The organism is Gleimia hominis, assembly GCF_032085515.1.
Taxonomy (GTDB): domain Bacteria; phylum Actinomycetota; class Actinomycetes; order Actinomycetales; family Actinomycetaceae; genus Gleimia; species Gleimia hominis.
Genome location: NZ_JASXSX010000005.1, coordinates 50548 through 67014 on the forward strand (window position 1 = coordinate 50548; position 16467 = coordinate 67014).

General features: G+C 58.0%; 18 protein-coding genes. 16 read left to right on the forward strand and 2 right to left on the reverse strand.

What is annotated here, in order from left to right; all coding sequences use genetic code 11:
- Window positions 1–5: 5 nt before the first annotated feature.
- From murC to dnaE, 10 genes are all read left to right on the forward strand, one after another.
- The gene (gene murC, locus QS713_RS08495; RefSeq protein ID WP_313274483.1) at window positions 6–1358 is read left to right on the forward strand and encodes a UDP-N-acetylmuramate--L-alanine ligase; all 1353 of its coding nucleotides are present in this window, start codon (window positions 6–8) and stop codon (window positions 1356–1358) included.
- Window positions 1355–2365, forward strand: coding sequence for a cell division protein FtsQ/DivIB (locus QS713_RS08500; protein WP_313274484.1), 1011 nt, complete (start codon window positions 1355–1357; stop codon window positions 2363–2365). Before murC ends, QS713_RS08500 begins: the two co-directional genes overlap by 4 nt.
- Window positions 2366–2619: 254 nt before the next feature.
- Entirely contained in the window at window positions 2620–3867 is a 1248-nt protein-coding gene (ftsZ, locus tag QS713_RS08505) for a cell division protein FtsZ (RefSeq protein ID WP_313274487.1), read from the forward strand.
- Window positions 3867–4580 (forward strand): purine nucleoside phosphorylase YfiH/LACC1 family protein, encoded by a 714-nt coding sequence (locus QS713_RS08510; RefSeq protein ID WP_313274489.1) that lies wholly within the window; start codon window positions 3867–3869, stop codon window positions 4578–4580. Before ftsZ ends, QS713_RS08510 begins: the two co-directional genes overlap by 1 nt.
- A gap of 88 nt (window positions 4581–4668) precedes the next feature.
- A complete protein-coding gene (locus QS713_RS08515) occupies window positions 4669–5106 on the forward strand; it encodes a cell division protein SepF (protein ID WP_313274491.1) in 438 nt (145 codons plus the stop codon).
- A gap of 12 nt (window positions 5107–5118) precedes the next feature.
- Window positions 5119–5406, forward strand: coding sequence for a YggT family protein (locus QS713_RS08520; RefSeq protein ID WP_102215630.1), 288 nt, complete (start codon window positions 5119–5121; stop codon window positions 5404–5406).
- A 172-nt stretch (window positions 5407–5578) separates the two neighbouring features.
- Window positions 5579–6178, forward strand: coding sequence for a DivIVA domain-containing protein (locus QS713_RS08525; RefSeq protein WP_102215631.1), 600 nt, complete (start codon window positions 5579–5581; stop codon window positions 6176–6178).
- A 132-nt stretch (window positions 6179–6310) separates the two neighbouring features.
- Window positions 6311–6871, forward strand: coding sequence for a signal peptidase II (gene lspA / locus QS713_RS08530; RefSeq protein WP_313274496.1), 561 nt, complete (start codon window positions 6311–6313; stop codon window positions 6869–6871).
- Entirely contained in the window at window positions 6864–7784 is a 921-nt protein-coding gene (locus tag QS713_RS08535; RefSeq protein ID WP_313274498.1) for an RluA family pseudouridine synthase, read from the forward strand. Before lspA ends, QS713_RS08535 begins: the two co-directional genes overlap by 8 nt.
- Before the next feature lie 25 nt (window positions 7785–7809).
- Window positions 7810–11346 carry a DNA polymerase III subunit alpha gene (gene dnaE / locus QS713_RS08540; protein ID WP_313274500.1) on the forward strand — a complete coding sequence of 1179 codons (3537 nt, stop codon included), beginning with the start codon at window positions 7810–7812 and terminating at the stop codon, window positions 11344–11346.
- A gap of 22 nt (window positions 11347–11368) precedes the next feature.
- Here dnaE and QS713_RS08545 read toward each other — a convergent pair whose 3' ends face one another.
- Both QS713_RS08545 and QS713_RS08550 read right to left on the reverse strand, forming a co-directional pair.
- The gene (locus QS713_RS08545; RefSeq protein WP_102215635.1) at window positions 11369–11593 is read right to left on the reverse strand and encodes an RNA-binding S4 domain-containing protein; all 225 of its coding nucleotides are present in this window, start codon (window positions 11591–11593) and stop codon (window positions 11369–11371) included.
- Window positions 11574–12002 carry a VanZ family protein gene (locus QS713_RS08550; protein WP_313274503.1) on the reverse strand — a complete coding sequence of 143 codons (429 nt, stop codon included), beginning with the start codon at window positions 12000–12002 and terminating at the stop codon, window positions 11574–11576. Before QS713_RS08550 ends, QS713_RS08545 begins: the two co-directional genes overlap by 20 nt.
- Before the next feature lie 174 nt (window positions 12003–12176).
- Here QS713_RS08550 and QS713_RS08555 point away from each other — a divergent pair, with 174 nt between their 5' ends.
- From QS713_RS08555 to rplT, 6 genes are all read left to right on the forward strand, one after another.
- Window positions 12177–13424: a dicarboxylate/amino acid:cation symporter gene (locus tag QS713_RS08555; RefSeq protein WP_313274505.1), complete on the forward strand. Its 1248-nt coding sequence runs from the start codon at window positions 12177–12179 to the stop codon at window positions 13422–13424.
- Window positions 13425–13500: 76 nt separating this feature from the next.
- Window positions 13501–14103 carry a hypothetical protein gene (locus QS713_RS08560; protein WP_313274508.1) on the forward strand — a complete coding sequence of 201 codons (603 nt, stop codon included), beginning with the start codon at window positions 13501–13503 and terminating at the stop codon, window positions 14101–14103.
- Window positions 14079–14885: an SseB family protein gene (locus QS713_RS08565; RefSeq protein WP_313274510.1), complete on the forward strand. Its 807-nt coding sequence runs from the start codon at window positions 14079–14081 to the stop codon at window positions 14883–14885. The genes QS713_RS08560 and QS713_RS08565 overlap by 25 nt, the downstream gene beginning before the upstream one ends.
- Before the next feature lie 312 nt (window positions 14886–15197).
- Window positions 15198–15800, forward strand: a complete 603-nt coding sequence (gene infC, locus QS713_RS08570) for a translation initiation factor IF-3 (RefSeq protein WP_102215640.1) — start codon at window positions 15198–15200, stop codon at window positions 15798–15800.
- 45 nt (window positions 15801–15845) lie between these two features.
- Window positions 15846–16040 (forward strand): 50S ribosomal protein L35, encoded by a 195-nt coding sequence (gene rpmI / locus QS713_RS08575; protein ID WP_102215641.1) that lies wholly within the window; start codon window positions 15846–15848, stop codon window positions 16038–16040.
- Between the two features lie 41 nt (window positions 16041–16081).
- On the forward strand, window positions 16082–16465 hold the full coding sequence (rplT, locus tag QS713_RS08580) for a 50S ribosomal protein L20 (protein ID WP_102215642.1): 384 nt from the start codon (window positions 16082–16084) through the stop codon (window positions 16463–16465).
- Window positions 16466–16467 lie beyond the last annotated feature (2 nt).

Sequence of the window (16467 nt, forward strand, 5' to 3'; positions counted from 1 at the left end):
CGAACATGGTGAAGTTTCATCTGATTGGTGTGGGCGGCGCTGGGATGTCGGTGGTTGCTCAGCTGTTGGCGGCGCAGGGGGCGCAGGTGAGCGGTTCGGACCAGGCGGATTCCCCTCGTCTGCAGAGCCTGGGTGAGCATGGGGTCACTACGTTTGTTGGGCACGATGCGGCGCATGTTCCCGAGGATGCCGTGGTGGTGGTGTCCACCGCGGTTAAAGATTCAAACCCGGAACTGGCGGTGGCGCGGGCCCGGGGGCAGCGGGTGATCCACCGTTCGCAAGCCCTCGCGTTGGCAGCCACCGGGATGGAGTTCGTGGCGGTTGCGGGCGCGCATGGGAAAACCACGACCTCCGGTATGTTGGCGCAAGCCCTGTCGCACGCGGGGGTGGACGCGTCTTTCGCGGTCGGTGGGGTAGTGAAAGGCTTCGGTTCGGGCGCGCACCTGGGGGCCAGCAATGTGTTTGTCGCCGAAGCAGATGAGTCGGACGCGTCTTTTTTGAACTATTCGCCGCGCATTGCGATGGTGACGAACGTAGAGGTTGATCACTTGGACTACTACGGTTCCAACGACGCGTTCGAGCAGGCGTTTGTCGACTTCGCAGGGCGCATTGAACCCGGCGGCGCTCTGGTGGTGTGTGCGGACGATCCGGGTGCGAATAAGCTCGGGCAGGCGTATGCGCAGGCGGGTGGCCGCGTTTTGACGTATGGTTTCCACCCTGGTTCCGACGCGACTTTGCGCGACCCCCACTTGGGGGAGTGCGCGCGTGCCACCTTGAGTTACAACGGTTCGCAGTGGCCACTGCAGTTGCGGGTGGGCGGGGAACACAATCTGGAGAATGCGGCGGGCGCGTTCTTAGTTGGGGTTGAGTTAGGCGTCGAACCGGCAGTTATGGTGCGTGCGTTGAATGCGTTTGAGGGAACCGGGCGGCGGTTTGATTTTCGCTGCGAGGTAGATGGTAAGCGGTTGTTTGACGACTACGCGCACCACCCGTCTGAAGTAGAGGCAGTGTTAAAGCAGGCGCGTCAGGTTGCCGGTGATGGCCGGGTTCTGGTGCTGTTCCAGCCGCATTTGTATTCGCGGACGAAGAATTTTTGTGATCGTTTTGCCGCGGCTCTTGCACATGCGGACGTGGTGGTGCTCACGGATATTTATGGGGCTCGGGAAGCTCCGATTGAAGGGGTTAGTGCCGCGCTGATTAGCGACCAGATCGCGGGGGCGTCGTTTGTTCCAGATTTGCATGAGGCGGCGCGGGCTCTGGCGCTGCAAGCCCAGCCCGGTGACCTGTGTTTAACGATGGGCGCTGGAAGTGTGACTGAAGCGGGATCGACAATAGAACAGGTGTGGTTGAATCAATGAGGCGACCGCGTGGGCCGAGCAGCAACCGCACTGCCCGCACTCCCGGAGAAGACCGGGTGGGGCGGCAGACCCAGGTGCCCGCTCGCCGATCAGGAAGCCGGAATGCGCGAGCGTCCTCTCGCCGATCCGACGGGCAAGAGGATGCGAATACGAAGCCAAAGAGGGAGGACCAGCCTGCCCAAGAGTCGCTGAAATCACGTATGCAGGCTCGGCTTCGAACCCAGAAGAACTATCTTCCAGCGCCGAGCGCATCGCAGGCGTTTTCCAGTAAGAAGAAAGTGCCGGAGCTGTCACGCTACCGTGACGAACGCAAGCGAGCGAAGACACGCGCAGCATTTTCCCGCATCGGGATTGCTGCACTCGTTGCAGTGATTCTCCTGGCCGCGGTGTGGGCAGTCTTTTTCTCACCGATCTTCGCGTTAAACATGAATCAAGTGAAGGTGCAGGTATCTGACTCGTCCGTGCCGGCAGATACTATTCGCGAGCAAGTTCGAACGTTCGAAGGCATGCCCATTACCCGCCTATCCACAACTACGGTGGCACAGAAGGTAGAGGAAATAAACCGCGTGAAGCAAGTGACTGTGCGCCGCGCGGGCATACACGGCTTGACAGTGAACGTGCAGACGCGAAAACCAGCGGTCGCAGTAGCCCAGGGGGAGGCATGGTTGGTGCTCGACACCGACGGCGTACAAATAGACGCGGTTAAAGACCCACCGAAGAACCTGCCGCGTGCCCAAGTGGATGCGGGCTCGAAGCAAGAGCGCCGTGCCGCCATTGACCTAATTACTTCCGTGCAGACGCAACTACCGGGGGAACTTATGCAGCGGGTGAAAATGTTTGTCGCATCCGCCTCGCACCTGGATATTCAAACCGATGACGGCAAGACGATAAAATGGGGCGATAGCAGTAATTCGAAAACGAAGGCGCAGGTGGCGCTCGTGTTAATGAAGCAGCGGCCCGCAGAAACGTACGATGTGAGTGCGCCTTCTCGGCCCGTAACGAGCTAGTCACAACACCTGTGTGCAACGACCGTGCGCCGTGCAGCATCACCGCTGTGCAGCACGTGGCAACACCGGTGTGCGACACGCAGCATCACCGCCGCGCACTAGGTGGCAACACCTGTTTGCGACACGCGGGTTCAGAAGTTGAACTAGTAGGTAAGTTTGTTTAACTTTCCTACGCAACGATCAGACGAAAACTGAACCTTCAACTTTAGGTTTAAGGTTCTGGGTTCGTAGAGGAACATTATTTGGGGGAACCAGTGGCAACAGCAACACCGAACTACCTGGCAACGATCAAGGTTGTGGGCGTGGGTGGTGGCGGCACCAACGCAATCAACCGGATGATCGAAGCCGGTTTGAAAGGCGTGGAGTTCATTGCGATGAACACGGACACGCAAGCACTTCTCATGTCCGATGCGGAAGTGAAAATTGACCTCGGCGAAGAACTGACCCGCGGTCTCGGCGCTGGCGCTGACCCCACGATTGGCCGCAAGGCTGCCGAAGCGAACGAAGATGGGATCCGCGAAGCCCTCGAAGGTGCCGACATGGTGTTCGTTACCGCGGGGGAAGGTGGTGGCACCGGAACTGGCGCCGCCCCCGTAGTCGCGCGCGTGGCCCGCGAAGAAGACGCGCTCACCGTCGGGGTAGTTACGCGCCCATTCGCGTTCGAAGGAAACCGCCGGGCGTCACAAGCCGAATCTGGGATTGAATCGTTGCGCAAGGAAGTGGACACGCTGATCGTTATCCCCAACGACCGCCTCCTGCAGATTTCCGACCGGAACGTTTCGTATTTAGACGCGTTCCGTATGGCAGATGAGGTTCTGCGCTCAGGTGTGCAAGGTATAACCGACCTGATTACGACGCCCGGCGAGGTGAACGTCGACTTCGCAGACGTTAAGTCCGTCATGAAAGATGCGGGAAGTGCCCTCATGGGGATCGGCAGTGCGCAGGGTGAAGACCGCGCGCTCCGGGCAGCGGAAGCGGCAATCGCCTCGCCGCTTTTGGAAGCCAGTATCGATGGAGCCCACGGGGTTCTGTTCTTCTTCCAAGCTGCATCTGACATTGGCCTGTTCGAGATTCAGCAAGCCGCGATGCTCGTCAAAGAATCCGTGCATCCGGAAGCAAATATTATTTTCGGTTCCGTCACCGACGATTCTTTGGGCGACGAAGTTCGCGTCACCGTTATCGCCGCTGGTTTCGACGAGAGTCAGAGTTCCTACACAGATCCCGATGAGGTATTCGGTTCTGTAAAGAAAGCGGAGAAAGAAAAACCCGCGCAAGCAGAGAAGAAACCGTCCGAAGAGAGCACGCCTGAGCGGCCCCTGGGTACTCTTCCGCAGCCTGCGCACCGAGCTGAACAGCCTGTGCCAACGCGGTCCGCGTTCCCCTCAGCCCGGCCAGAAAAAGAGAAGAAACGCGAGTCGGATGACTCCTTTGTCGTTCCCCGGATTTTCGATGAGGACGACGATGACGACAAGGGGCTGGACCTGCCGGACTTCTTGCGCTGATGCACACTAGCTCGCCCGACTTAGACGGTGCCCGCATCGGGTTCACGCGCATCCAGACGCCCGTTGCGGATGGTATCGACCGGCCCAACTACGGCCTCGCGGTCGGTGACGATCCGCAGGCCGTGCTTGCTGACCGGCGGGCCCTCGCGCACCTGGTGGGCAGTCCGATCGTGTGGATGGAGCAAACCCATTCCGACTGTGTCGCGGTGAACCCGCCTGCGGATCCGCGCGGCAAAAACGCGGTTCAAGCAGATGCGGTGATTGTTGCCTCGGGCGCAGCCGCGGTGCAGGTAGCGGACTGCGTCCCAATCCTCATGAGTGCCGATAGGGGACGCTGGGTCGCAGCAGTACACGCGGGCCGCAGGGGAGTTGAGAAGAACATAGTGAGCAACACGGTGCGGGCGTTGCGGGACCTGGGGGCAGAAAGCATCAGTGCCTGGGTTGGACCGTGTATTTGCGGCAAATGCTACGAGGTAGACGAAAAAACCTTTCGCGCGTGCACGCAGGTGCTACCAGTGTTGCAAGCTGAATCCCGGTGGGGGACGCGCGCGTTAGATTTGCGGGCAGGGGTGGATGCACAGCTAAACGAAGCTGGTGTTCATCACATCCATCACCGCGAAGAATGCACGTTAGAAACCCCTGACCTGCACTCTTACCGCAGATACACCGGATGTGGCCGGCAGGTAGGGTGGATTCAAACCTCGGACCTGTAAGACACGCCGAGTCAAACCATGCGTCGCAAGCTTTCGTCATCTAACTTTGAGATATCGACTTAAGCCGGCGAAAAATGGGAGGTCTGGGATGTCAGGTGCGCTGAACCAGGTAATGGCAAAAATGGGGTGGCGTAGCTACTCGGATGAAGAACCTGAATACTACGAAGATGAGGCAGCGTACGAACCCGAGGAGGAATACGAACCCATGACTGTGCTTCCGCGCCCTGAAGTTGTGTCTTCAAAGCAACCAGATCTGAGTCGGATTAAAACAGTGCGGCCCGCTTCTTACGAAGATGCGCGCACAATTGGTGAGGCATTTCGTGACGGCATTCCCGTGATCGTGAACCTCGCTGGGATGAGCGAGACTGAGTCACGAAGAATCGTGGATTTCTGTGCTGGGTTAACGTTTGGTCTACGCGGAGAAATCGAAGTTGTGGGCGGCGAGGTACTATTGCTTTCTCCCGAGTCCGTGAAGATTGAGAACGACGCGGTTAAAGCGTCTCGTTCTTCCTCCATTTTTGATTAAGAGCGATCCAACTTGGTATTAATCGGCAATATTATCCAGGTCCTCGTCTCCGTGTACACCCTGGTTTTGCTGGCCCGGATGATCCTAGACTGGGTACAGTTTTTCTCCCAAGACTGGCGCCCTCAGGGTTTGATCCTTCTGGTGGCGAACGTCGTGTACGCGCTCACTGATCCGCCGTTGCGCTGGCTGCGGAAAAGAATTCCTCCGCTGCGTCTGGGAGCGATCGCCTTGGACGTGGGCTTTATTGTGCTTTTTGTGGGGGTAATTTTTATAGGAAATTTGGCAAAATACCTGTTCTAGGTAGGAAGCCCGCTAGAAATTCGGTAACCTATTAGCGATGAGTGTTTGAAAGAACACGTCAATGGTGAAGGTCGGCGCTGGCTAGAGCTTCAGATCGCATGTGCGAAATGGGGCGTAGTCTGAACTCGACCCGCCGACCAAAAGAATTGTATCGAGATCCAGAGGTGAAGAAATGGCGCTGCTCACGACAGAGGATGTCTTAAATAAGACTTTCCAGTCAGTGAAGTTCCGTGAGGGTTATGACCAGGTCGAGGTAGATGAGTTCCTCGATGAGGTTGTAGAGACCATCTATGCCCTTCAGGTTGAAAACACCGAGCTGAAACAGAAGTTGGAAGAAGCGGAGTCGAACGCTCCGAAGGTGGCGGAAACTACGCCGCAGCCAGAACCTGTTGTTGAACCTGAACCCGAACCGGAACCGGAGCCTGAACCCGCTCCTGTTGCTGAACCCGCTCAGGCTACGCGCACCAGTGCTACCGGTGAGCCCGAGGACGCGACGTCCATGCTGGCGCTCGCTCAGCGAGTACACGACGAATACGTGCGCGACGGCCGTCAGGAAGGTGAGCGGTTGATCGCAGAGGCTCGCCAGCAAGGTGAGAAGATTGTGCGTGAAGCAGAAGATGAGCACACGTCAATCCTCAAGAAGCTCGATGAGGAACGGTCGATGCTCGAGTCGAAGATTAACGAGCTCAAGCACTTCGAGTCTGATTACCGCGGGAAGATCCGCAACCACCTCCAGTCACTACTTACTGAGGTGGACGCTCCACGCGAGTGAAATAGGTTCTGAACAAGCGAGCAATGTGGCGGCGGCAAGCACTATCGCTTGTCGCCGCTCTTGCTTGGACTCACGGGGATACGCAATTAGCTCTGCAGGTTTCAAAAAACGACGCACGACAACGGGGGTGTGGTGGGCGCACAATTAACGCGGCACGCAGTGACGCTTTGGGCCGTGGCGGCGGTGTGCGTGGCGGTTGACCAGGGGACAAAGCTTTGGGCCCTGACGGCGCTTGAAGCGGGACAGGTGCGGCCGTTCATCGGATCTTTCATTTCCCTACAGCTGGTGTCTAACCCCGGGGCTGCGTTCTCTTTCTTATCGGGTGCCACGTGGCTATTCACCCTCGTGGCAGGCGTTGTTTGTGCACTAATCATCTACGTTTCGTTCCAGGTTAGGAGCCGGCCGTGGGCTCTATGTTTAGGAATCCTTTTGGGAGGTGCGGTTGGGAACCTTGTGGACCGCATTACCCAACCTCCTGCGGTGGGAATGGGCCACGTGGTGGATTTCTTGAACTGGAACGGCTGGTTTGTTGGCAACGTGGCGGACATTTTTATCGTCCTGGCTGCCGCTGGCATATTCGGGCTGTCTATTGCCGGAATCCCATTTAGCCCCGAATCCAGCAAGGGTCGGCGCGGGCATTCTGCGGGCGGCCAAGAGCAAGTTGCGCCTAGACAAGGGCAACCCGATGAGTGACACCCGTTTCCTCCCGATCCCAGATGCCTTAGTGGGGATGCGCGTGGACACTGCGCTGGCGCGTATGCTCGGGCTGTCCCGCACCGCGAGTAGTGACCTCGTGGAAGCGGGGAAAGTTCGGGTTAACGCACAGACAGTAAAGAAGAACTTCAAACTACCGGGTGAGGGTTTGCTGGAAGTCGACATGGCGCAGCCGAAAGCAGTGCCACCCCCGGTTGTGGGCATGGACATTATCTACAACGACGAAGACGTCGTGGTGGTCAACAAACCGGTGGGAGTGGCCGCGCACACCGGGCCGGGCTGGTCCGGACCAACCGTGTTAACAGAACTGGAGGCAAGTGGTTTACGCATCTCCACGTCGGGCCCACCGGAGCGACAAGGGATAGTACATCGCCTCGACGTGGGCACCTCCGGGGCAATGGCAGTGGCGAAATCCGAGCTGGCGTACACCAAACTCAAACACGCGTTCAAAGAACGAAAGGTGCGCAAAATCTACCACGCGATCGTGTGCGGCCACCCGGACCCGCAGACCGGGACGATTGACGCACCGATTGCGCGCCACCCCTCAAAAGAATGGCGTATGGCAGTAGTAGCGGGAGGACGCCGCGCAGTCACGCACTACCGCACACTCGAACTGCTCGCGGGAGCCGCGCTGGTTGAAGTGGAGTTAGAAACCGGCCGCACCCACCAAATCCGCGTGCATTTCTCCGCCCTCCACCACCCGTGCGTGGGGGACACATTCTACGGTGCGGACCCGCAGCAAGCGGAAAAACTCGGGCTTAAACGCCAGTGGTTACACGCCCGAACCCTCGAATTCGAACATCCCCGCACAGGTATCCGCACGGTTGTGAACGCGCCATACATGGCGGACTTGGAAGGCGCGTTAAACCAACTGCGACACTTCGGTGAATAACCCGCGCTCGGGTTAAACTGGCGCCATGGCTAAAGATCAGTTCGTTCACCTACACAACCACACCGAGTACTCAATGCTAGATGGCGCTTCAAAACTGAAGCCCCTGGTGGAAGAGGCTGCGCGGCTGAATCAAGAAGCCATCGCCATCACCGACCACGGCTACCTGTTTGGCGCCTACGAGTTCTACACCGAAGCGAAAGCCGCTGGAGTTAAACCAATTGTCGGTTTGGAAGCCTACATGACGCCCGGCATATCCCGGTTCGAACAAAAACGCGTGCTGTGGGGCGAAGAGTGGCAGCGGCGCGACGACGTTTCTGCCCGCGGTGCGTACACTCACCTGACGCTCATCGCGGAAACCACCGAAGGGATGCACAACCTGTTCCGCATGGGGTCACTCGCTTCCCTCGAGGGACAGATGGGTAAGTGGCCGCGGATCGACATGGAACTACTTGAACGCTACTCAAAAGGACTGATCGCGTTCACCGGCTGCCCGTCCTCTGAGGTGCAGACCCGCCTGCGCCTCGGGCAGTGGGACGAAGCAGTGGCGGCGACGGGGCGGCTGAAAGACATTTTCGGTAAAGACAACCTCTACGTGGAACTAATGGACCATGGGATTGAAATTGAACGCCGCACCAAAGCAGACCTACTGAAACTGTCTAAACACATGGGGCTACCCCCGGTGGTCACCAACGACGCTCACTACGTGCGCAAAGAAGACCGCGATATTCAAGACGCGCTCTTGTGCATTAACTCCGGGTCCACGCTCAACGACCCGGACCGATTCCGATTTGACGGTTCAGGCTACTACATTCGTTCGTCCGAGGACATGCGAAACGACTGGTTGGAACTACCGCAAGCATGTGACAACACGCTCGAAATCGCACGCCGCTGCGACATCACTTTCCGCACCACCGCGGATGGGGCAAACTTTATGCCGCGCTTCCCAGTGCCTCAAGGGGAAGATGAGACCTCATGGTTCGTTAAAGAGGTAGAGCGCGGACTCATCTCCCGGTTCCCGTCGGGCGTGCCAGACCACGTGCGTAAACAAGCGGAATACGAAGTGGGGATCATTACGCAAATGGGGTTCCCCGGCTACTTCCTGGTGGTGTCCGACTTCATCCGCTGGGCGAAAAGTCAAAACATTCGCGTGGGTCCGGGCCGTGGTTCAGGGGCAGGCTCAATGGTGGCGTACGCGATGCACATCACGGACTTGAACCCCCTCGAACACGGATTGATCTTTGAACGGTTCCTGAACCCAGAACGCGTGTCCATGCCGGACTTCGACGTAGACTTTGACGAGCGTAGGCGCGGCGAAGTGATCGAGTACGTGACCCAAAAGTACGGTGACGACCGGGTCGCGCAGGTAGTTACCTACGGGAAGATTAAAGCTAAGCAGGCGCTGAAAGATTCCGCGCGCGTGCAGGGGCTCCCGTATTCAGTTGGCGAGAAACTGACGAAAGCCATGCCCCCATCCGTGATGGGGAAAGACATCACCGTGTCGGGCATCTTTGACCCAAACGATAAACGCTACGACGAGGCCGCGGAATTCCGGCGTTTGCACGCGGAAGAACCGGACACGCACCCCGTGGTGGACATGGCGAAAGGACTCGAGGGAATCACTCGCCAGTGGGGCGTGCACGCGTGCGCAGTAATCATGTCATCCGCACCGCTGCAAGACATCATCCCGATGATGAAGCGACCCGCAGACGGCGCGATCATCACGCAGTTCGACTACCCGACGTGCGAATCCCTCGGGCTACTAAAAATGGACTTCCTGGGGCTGCGCAACCTCACGGTACTATCGGACACGATTGAAAACATTGGGCTAAACGGAAAGAAACAACCGGACCTGCAGGAAGTTCCGCTCGACGACCAAGCGACATTCAAACTGCTCTCAACGGGGGAGACGCTGGGTGTGTTCCAACTCGATGGGGACGGGATGCAGAAGCTGCTCAAACGGATGCGGCCCAACAACTTCGAAGACATTTCCGCTGTGGGTGCACTCTACCGGCCCGGCCCGATGGGGGCGGATTCGCACAATAAGTACGCGGACCGCAAGAACGGGCGGGCCCCGATTGAACCAATCCACCCGGAACTCGCGGAACCACTGAAAGACATTCTCGGCACCACATACGGCCTGATCGTCTACCAGGAACAGGTGATGGCGATCGCGCAGAAACTGGCGGGATACACGCTGGGACAAGCGGACTTGCTGCGCCGCGCCATGGGGAAGAAGAAAAAGGAGATCCTGGATAAGGAATACGTCCCATTCCGCCAGGGAATGATCGACCACGGGTACTCGGAAGACGCGGTGAAAACCCTGTGGGATATTTTGGTACCGTTTTCTAACTACGCGTTCAACAAGGCGCACTCGGCGGCCTACGGGTTGGTGTCGTATTGGACCGCGTGGTTGAAAACCCATTACCCAGTCGAGTTCATGGCGGCACTACTCACATCGCAAAAGGACAATAAAGACAAGCTGTCGCTGTACCTGTCGGAGTGTCGGCGCATGGGGATCACGGTGCTGCCTCCGGATGTGAACTCTTCGGAAGCGAACTTCACAGCTGTGGGGGAGGACATCCGGTTTGGGCTCGCAGCGGTGCGGAACGTGGGTGGCCACGTGGTGGATGGGATCACGGCGACCCGCAAGGAACGAGGAGACTACGAGGATTTCACGGACTTTTTAGATAAGGTACCGACCGCGGTGTGTAACAAGCGCACGATCGAGTCGCTGATTAAAGCGGGGGCATTTGACGCGATTGAACCGTGTCGGCGTGCTCTGGTGGCGATTCACGAGGAAGCGGTGGATTCTTCCGTGAAGCTGAAACGCAATGAGGCTGCGGGCCAGTTCGACTTGTTCGCGTCCGCCACGGATATGGGGATGTCTGCGATGACGGTTGAGGTACCGCAGATTCCGGAATGGCCGAAGAAAGAAAAGTTGGCTTTTGAACGCGAAATGCTGGGGTTGTACGTGTCGGACCACCCGCTGTCTGGGGTTAATCGGGCGTTGGCGCGGTACCAGGATCAGGAGATTTCACAGCTCGTGAACGCGGAATCGCTGCAGGACAGGCAGAGCGTTAAGGTTGCGGGGTTGATTACGGCGGTGGCGATTAAAACGACACGCAAAGGCGAGCTGTGGGCCACCGCTACACTTGAGGACCTGTCGGGCTCGGTGAATATCCTGTTCTTCCCCCGCACTTACCAGACGATTTCGCATGCGCTGAGTGCGGATTTGATTGTTCAAGTTGAGGGGCAGGTGCTGGACCGGGACTCGGAGGTTTCCATTGCGGGCCAGACGATGACGATTCTGGATTTGCGTGAGGACGGGACCGTGCCGGTGGTTTTGGATATGCCGTGGCAGTTCTGCACCACCGACCGCGTGGAGATGCTGCGCGACATTTTGAGTGCGCACCCCGGGCCCTCACCCGTGCACATGCGGATTAAACGCGCGGGCACCCCCACGATCCTCGCGGAACTGGGGCAACGCTACCGGGTGAACACGGATTCGTCGTTCTACTCGGACCTGAAGGCCACGCTTGGGCCGGCGATCCTGGCGGACTAGTACCTGCAGGCGAACCCGCGGGTTAGGGAGCAGAAACGACCTGTACGGTTTCGTCGCCGTCGTCAAAGTGGACGGTGATGACCTGCCCGGTTTTCAGCTGCTTCCCCCTCCGGGTTTCCACCTGCCCGTCGACGTCCACGAATCCCCCTTGGATTGCTTCGCGCGCCATCACGCCATCTTCCACGAGGTTCGCTAGCTTCAATAGTTGCCCCAGTCGAATCGTGCCTTTAACGGGTACCTGCTGCATTGGATTCCTTCCCAGTCCTGTTTTTCCACCACGTTATCACCGCCCATGCGAATAAAATACCGCCGAGGTCGAAGAGGGCGTCAACCGGGTCGCCGTCGCGTCCAGGGATGAGCAGTGCTTGCACAATTTCTGAGGTTATTGCGTGAACCACGCTGAATCCCACCACCCATCCTGAGGGCAGGCGCGCAAGTAGGAGGGCGGCGGTTACAGCGGCAAAACTCGTTGCGTGGGCGACTTTGTCGAACCCGGGTTCCCCGGGTGCGGATGGGCCCGGTAAAGGTGTGAGCACTTGGCGGAGCATTGCCGCCAGCCCTTCGGTTGAGGGCGCGCCCGCAGGTGAATACAGCAACCACACCTGGACCCCCAACAGGATCAGTGCGCACACTAACCACGGTTTACTTCTTTCCATACGTCTTATTTCACCGTGCAAACCCCAGCCTGTCCACCATCCCCAGTGCTTCGCGTGCTGCCGGGGCTTGTCGCGGCAACTTGAGCTTGCGGTACCATAGATGCTCGTACCGCTCGCGCCGCGCCTAACCCGTGGTGGCCGAGCAGAGCCCAAAACACAAGTGCAGAAAGAATCATGGTGAAAACTTTTAGAAGGCTCCCGCTTTACGTCTGGATCCTGATCGCGATCGTGCTCGCCGTTATTTGCGGCCAGTTTTTCCCCACGGGGTTAGCGCGCGTGTTCTTCACATTCAACTCGATCTTTGGGACCTTCATCGGGTTCGCCATCCCATTGATCATCATTGGCCTCGTCACGCCCGCGTTAGCAGAACTGGGTTCGGGCTCTGCGAAATGGATTTTGCTGACCACCGCAATAGCCTACGTTTCCACAATGATTGCTGGCTTTGGAACGTGGGGCGTGAGCCACCTGGTGCTACCACCCTTTTTGCAAGGGCAAACAATAGGGGCGTTAGACGCCAGTGAACACCCCGAGCTAGAACCGTACTTCACTGTCGCGAACGCGCACTCAGGTGACGGCGTGGAAATTGTGGTCGCGCCCGTGATGGACGTGATGACCGCCCTCATTCTTGCGTTCGTAATCGGTATCGGCGTCTCACTGGTGCGCGGCACAGTAGTTAAAGAGGGGTTCCGCGAGTTTCGGGTAATCGTGGTCGCATTGGTAGAGAAGATCCTCATCCCCCTACTACCCCTCCATATTTTCGGTATCTTCATGAATCTAACCATGAGCGGAGACGCCACCCGGGTGATCAGTACGTTCCTCGCGGTCGTGGTGATGACCTTCAGCTTGTGCATGCTGATCCTGCTGCTGCAATACGCCCTCGCCGGTGCGGTCGCGCACCGCAATCCCCTCAAAAGCTTGTGGGCAATGAAAGACGCGTTCCTCACCGCGTTAGGTTCCTCCTCTTCAGCAGCCACAATTCCAGTAACCCTGGAATGCGCCCGGCGAAACGGCGTGTCAAAACCGGTGGCGTCCTTTGTTGTCCCGCTGTGCGCCACGATCCACCTTTCCGGTTCGGCCATTAAAATCACGGGCTTTTCGCTGGCTATCCTGTTTTTGACTGGCGGGCACACCGACTTCGCGTCTTATGCACCGTTCATTTTGATGCTCGGCGTGATGATGATTGCCGCGCCCGGCGTTCCCGGTGGGGCAATCGCCGCGGCAGCTGGCTTGCTGTCTTCCATGCTTGGCTTTAACGACGCGCAAGTGGGCCTAATGTTCGCTACCTACATTGCGTTGGATTCATTTGGAACCGCCACCAACGTGACCGGTGACGGCGCAATCGCAATGATCATCGACCGCCTCGCCGGAAAACAATTGGGGGCGCACGCAGGTGGTGTTGATGATCACATGAAAGAAGCCTGAGGTATGCGGGCAAACAGGGCCGAGTAGATACCGATAGGATAGAAGCGGTTACAGCAGTAGGGGGAGTGAAAACACTGTGAGTTCCATTGATGACGAGTTCGAAAAAATCATGGCTGGGATGGATGATGAGCTCAGCATGGACGACCCCGTTGACGAGTCTTTACACCTTGAGGGTGGGCGGCGATCGATCGCACTTGTGATGGCGCCAATCCCTTCTGCACCAGGCGTGTCTGAACTGTTGGGCATGTACGGTATCAGTCGTTGGGTCGTGCCTCTCCAAGGCCAAGTGGCGCTGTACATGGACCTGGGAGAGGGATCGGACGCCGACGAGTTCGCATCCCTACTGGGCGAAGACCGGCCCATCCCAGAAGAGTGTGACAAGTTTGCGCGCATTATGAGCCGGCTTACGCGTTACGGTGCGGTAGCGATCACCTCAATTCTTAGTGAAGATGAAAACGAGGTCGCCGGATCGGTAGTGGCCCGACGCTATATAAATGGCGAACCGGAAGAAGTGATTCCGGCGGGCCTGTTGATAAACACTATGGACGAGCGGGCGGAAGACCTCCTGCTGGGCCGCACGAAACCTCAAGACTACGACGATGCCGTGAACCCACAGGAGCGACCCGAATCACCAAAACGCGGATTTGGACGCCCATGGCGGCGCGGTGGCAGCAGCTGATGGCGCATTCACTGGAGCAACTGCAGCGTAGACTCTCCCAGCGCGTAGACACCACGGACCGGGGTGAGGTCCTACCTGAAACTAAAGCAGCACTGCAGCAGGTGGACGCTGGGCAGCGGTTAAAACAGTTAGTGCACGCAGTGCAGAAGGAACGGTTAATTGCTGCTGCCGTAGTTGAAGCAAGTCCGGAAGGCTGCGATGGAGGTGCCGGCGCAGTTAAGACAGAAAGTGGGTGGGTGCTTGCCGGGTTCACCAGCGCTGATGCGCTCGCCAGGTGGGATAGTACCGCCCGGCCGGTTCCCGTCCCCGGCCCGCAGCACGCGCTCTTAGCTTGCGCCCAGTACGGCTCGCGCCTGATCATCGATCCGACCCCGGCAGATTCAACTCCTGCGGCCGGGGCAACTGCAGCGCAGGCAAACGCATCTTTTCCGCACACTGATTCAAAAACGGAGGACAACCATGCAGCCGCGCCAGCAAGTGAGCAGACGCCGGCGGTACGGCTTCCGCGGCCCGCGGTGATTGCCCTTGCGCACGGGGACGTGTGGTTACCCCCGTGGGAAGATGACGAGTTACGCAATGCGCTGCAAACCCGCGTGGGCGCTCAAGCCCGCGTTCAGCTGCGTCCCAGTGGTGGGCAAACGCAGGTGATTGAAGTGGGTTTTACCGCTGAAGTTAGACGGGCTCAGGTTGTGCGCGTCCTCAACGAGCTTGCGGCGGAACCACGGTTGCGGGTGGCAGCCGAAACGGTGCAGTTTCAACCCACCGTCGTGAACGTGGCCTAGCACGACGCGACTTGGTGTGCGCAATCTCATGTACCACCAGAAGGAGCGCACTGTTTTTGCTCGCGTGGGTTTGCTAAACTAGAGCGCGTACATGTCAGGGTCACCTGATTAACGTGTCGCCAGACACAACAACGGCCAATCGGCCGGCCAATAAGTAAGCGGAGTAATCCCACCTTGGGTTCCCCTGGACCATCTCGGTTCGGCAGAGTAGGAAACGGGTTAGCAAGCGTTTTTGCGCGTGTTATGTGGGTCTTCGCTGAGAATGCGAAGACCTTCTTCGTGTTCATAGGGAAACTATGAAAGGAAGTTCTCATCAAGGAACCTCGCGTCAATGACCGCATACGAGTTCCCGAGGTGCGCCTCGTGGGACCAGAAGGTGAACAAGTTGGTGTCGTCCGAGTGGAAGACGCCCTCAGACTTGCCGAGGAGGCGGGACTCGACCTCGTCGAGGTAGCCCCCAAAGCCCATCCGCCCGTAACGCGCCTGATGGACTACGGTAAGTACAAGTACGAAGCTGCTCAGAAAGCACGTGACGCGCGACGTAATCAAGCCAACACGGTGTTGAAGGAAATCCGTTTCCGCCTCAAGATCGACGACCACGATTACGAAACGAAAAAAGGCCATGTTGAGCGCTTCCTAAACGGTGGCGACAAAGTTAAAGTCATGATCATGTTCCGCGGGCGCGAACAGTCCCGCCCAGAAATGGGTGTGCGCCTACTGGAACGCCTGGCGGAAGACGTGCACGAACTGGGCACAGTGGAATCACGCCCCCGCCAAGACGGCCGCAACATGACGATGGTGCTGGCCCCGACCCGTAAAAAGTCGGAAGCGAAAAGCGAACAGCGTAAACGCCGGGAGGCGCAGCGGCAGCAACGCCGTAACCGCCAGGCCGAACGCTCCGCTAAGAACGCGTAAAGACCAACGTTTACGCACGACAATCACTAGTTGAGGATTAGATAAATGCCAAAGATGAAGACGCACTCCGGTGCTAAAAAGCGTTTCCGTGTAACCGGTAGTGGCAAGCTCATGCGTGAGCGGGCAGGGAAACGTCACCTGCTGGAGCACAAGTCATCTCGCCGTAAGCGTCGCCTATCTCGCGACCAGGTTGTACACAGCGCAAATCTAAAGCAGGCTAACCGTCTACTAGGACGCTAAAGCAACTGCTGGGAACCAGAGTTTTAAGGAGACTATAAGAGATGGCACGTGTAAAAAGGTCCGTGAACGCACGCAAGAAGCGTCGCAAAGTACTGGAACAAGCGTCGGGCTACCGGGGGCAGCGTTCCCGGCTGTACCGCAAAGCTAAAGAGCAGGTTACACACTCATTTGTGTACTCTTACCGCGATCGTCGTACCAAGAAACGCGAATTCCGCAAACTGTGGATTCAGCGTATCAACGCGGCAGCACGCCAAAACGGGATGACCTACAACCGCTTCATGCAGGGCCTGAACCTGGCGGGCATTGAGGTTGACCGGCGGATGCTCGCTGACCTAGCGGTAAACGACGCGACCGCATTCACCGCGTTAGTGGAATCGGCCAAGGCAGCACTGCCCGAAGACATTAACGCTCCCGCAGCGAAATAGCG

Coding starts and splice junctions, on each gene's coding strand:
- murC (WP_313274483.1), top strand. CDS start 6: ATGGTGAAGTTTCATCTGATTGGTGTGGGCGGCGCTGGGATGTCGGTG.
- QS713_RS08525 (WP_102215631.1), top strand. CDS start 5,579: ATGGCGCTGCTCACGACAGAGGATGTCTTAAATAAGACTTTCCAGTCA.
- QS713_RS08550 (WP_313274503.1), bottom strand. CDS start 12,002: ATGGAAAGAAGTAAACCGTGGTTAGTGTGCGCACTGATCCTGTTGGGG.
- rplT (WP_102215642.1), top strand. CDS start 16,082: ATGGCACGTGTAAAAAGGTCCGTGAACGCACGCAAGAAGCGTCGCAAA.
- QS713_RS08565 (WP_313274510.1), top strand. CDS start 14,079: ATGGCGGCGCGGTGGCAGCAGCTGATGGCGCATTCACTGGAGCAACTG.
- QS713_RS08545 (WP_102215635.1), bottom strand. CDS start 11,593: ATGCAGCAGGTACCCGTTAAAGGCACGATTCGACTGGGGCAACTATTG.
- rpmI (WP_102215641.1), top strand. CDS start 15,846: ATGCCAAAGATGAAGACGCACTCCGGTGCTAAAAAGCGTTTCCGTGTA.
- QS713_RS08515 (WP_313274491.1), top strand. CDS start 4,669: ATGTCAGGTGCGCTGAACCAGGTAATGGCAAAAATGGGGTGGCGTAGC.
- dnaE (WP_313274500.1), top strand. CDS start 7,810: ATGGCTAAAGATCAGTTCGTTCACCTACACAACCACACCGAGTACTCA.
- QS713_RS08510 (WP_313274489.1), top strand. CDS start 3,867: ATGCACACTAGCTCGCCCGACTTAGACGGTGCCCGCATCGGGTTCACG.
- QS713_RS08535 (WP_313274498.1), top strand. CDS start 6,864: ATGAGTGACACCCGTTTCCTCCCGATCCCAGATGCCTTAGTGGGGATG.
- QS713_RS08555 (WP_313274505.1), top strand. CDS start 12,177: ATGGTGAAAACTTTTAGAAGGCTCCCGCTTTACGTCTGGATCCTGATC.
- QS713_RS08500 (WP_313274484.1), top strand. CDS start 1,355: ATGAGGCGACCGCGTGGGCCGAGCAGCAACCGCACTGCCCGCACTCCC.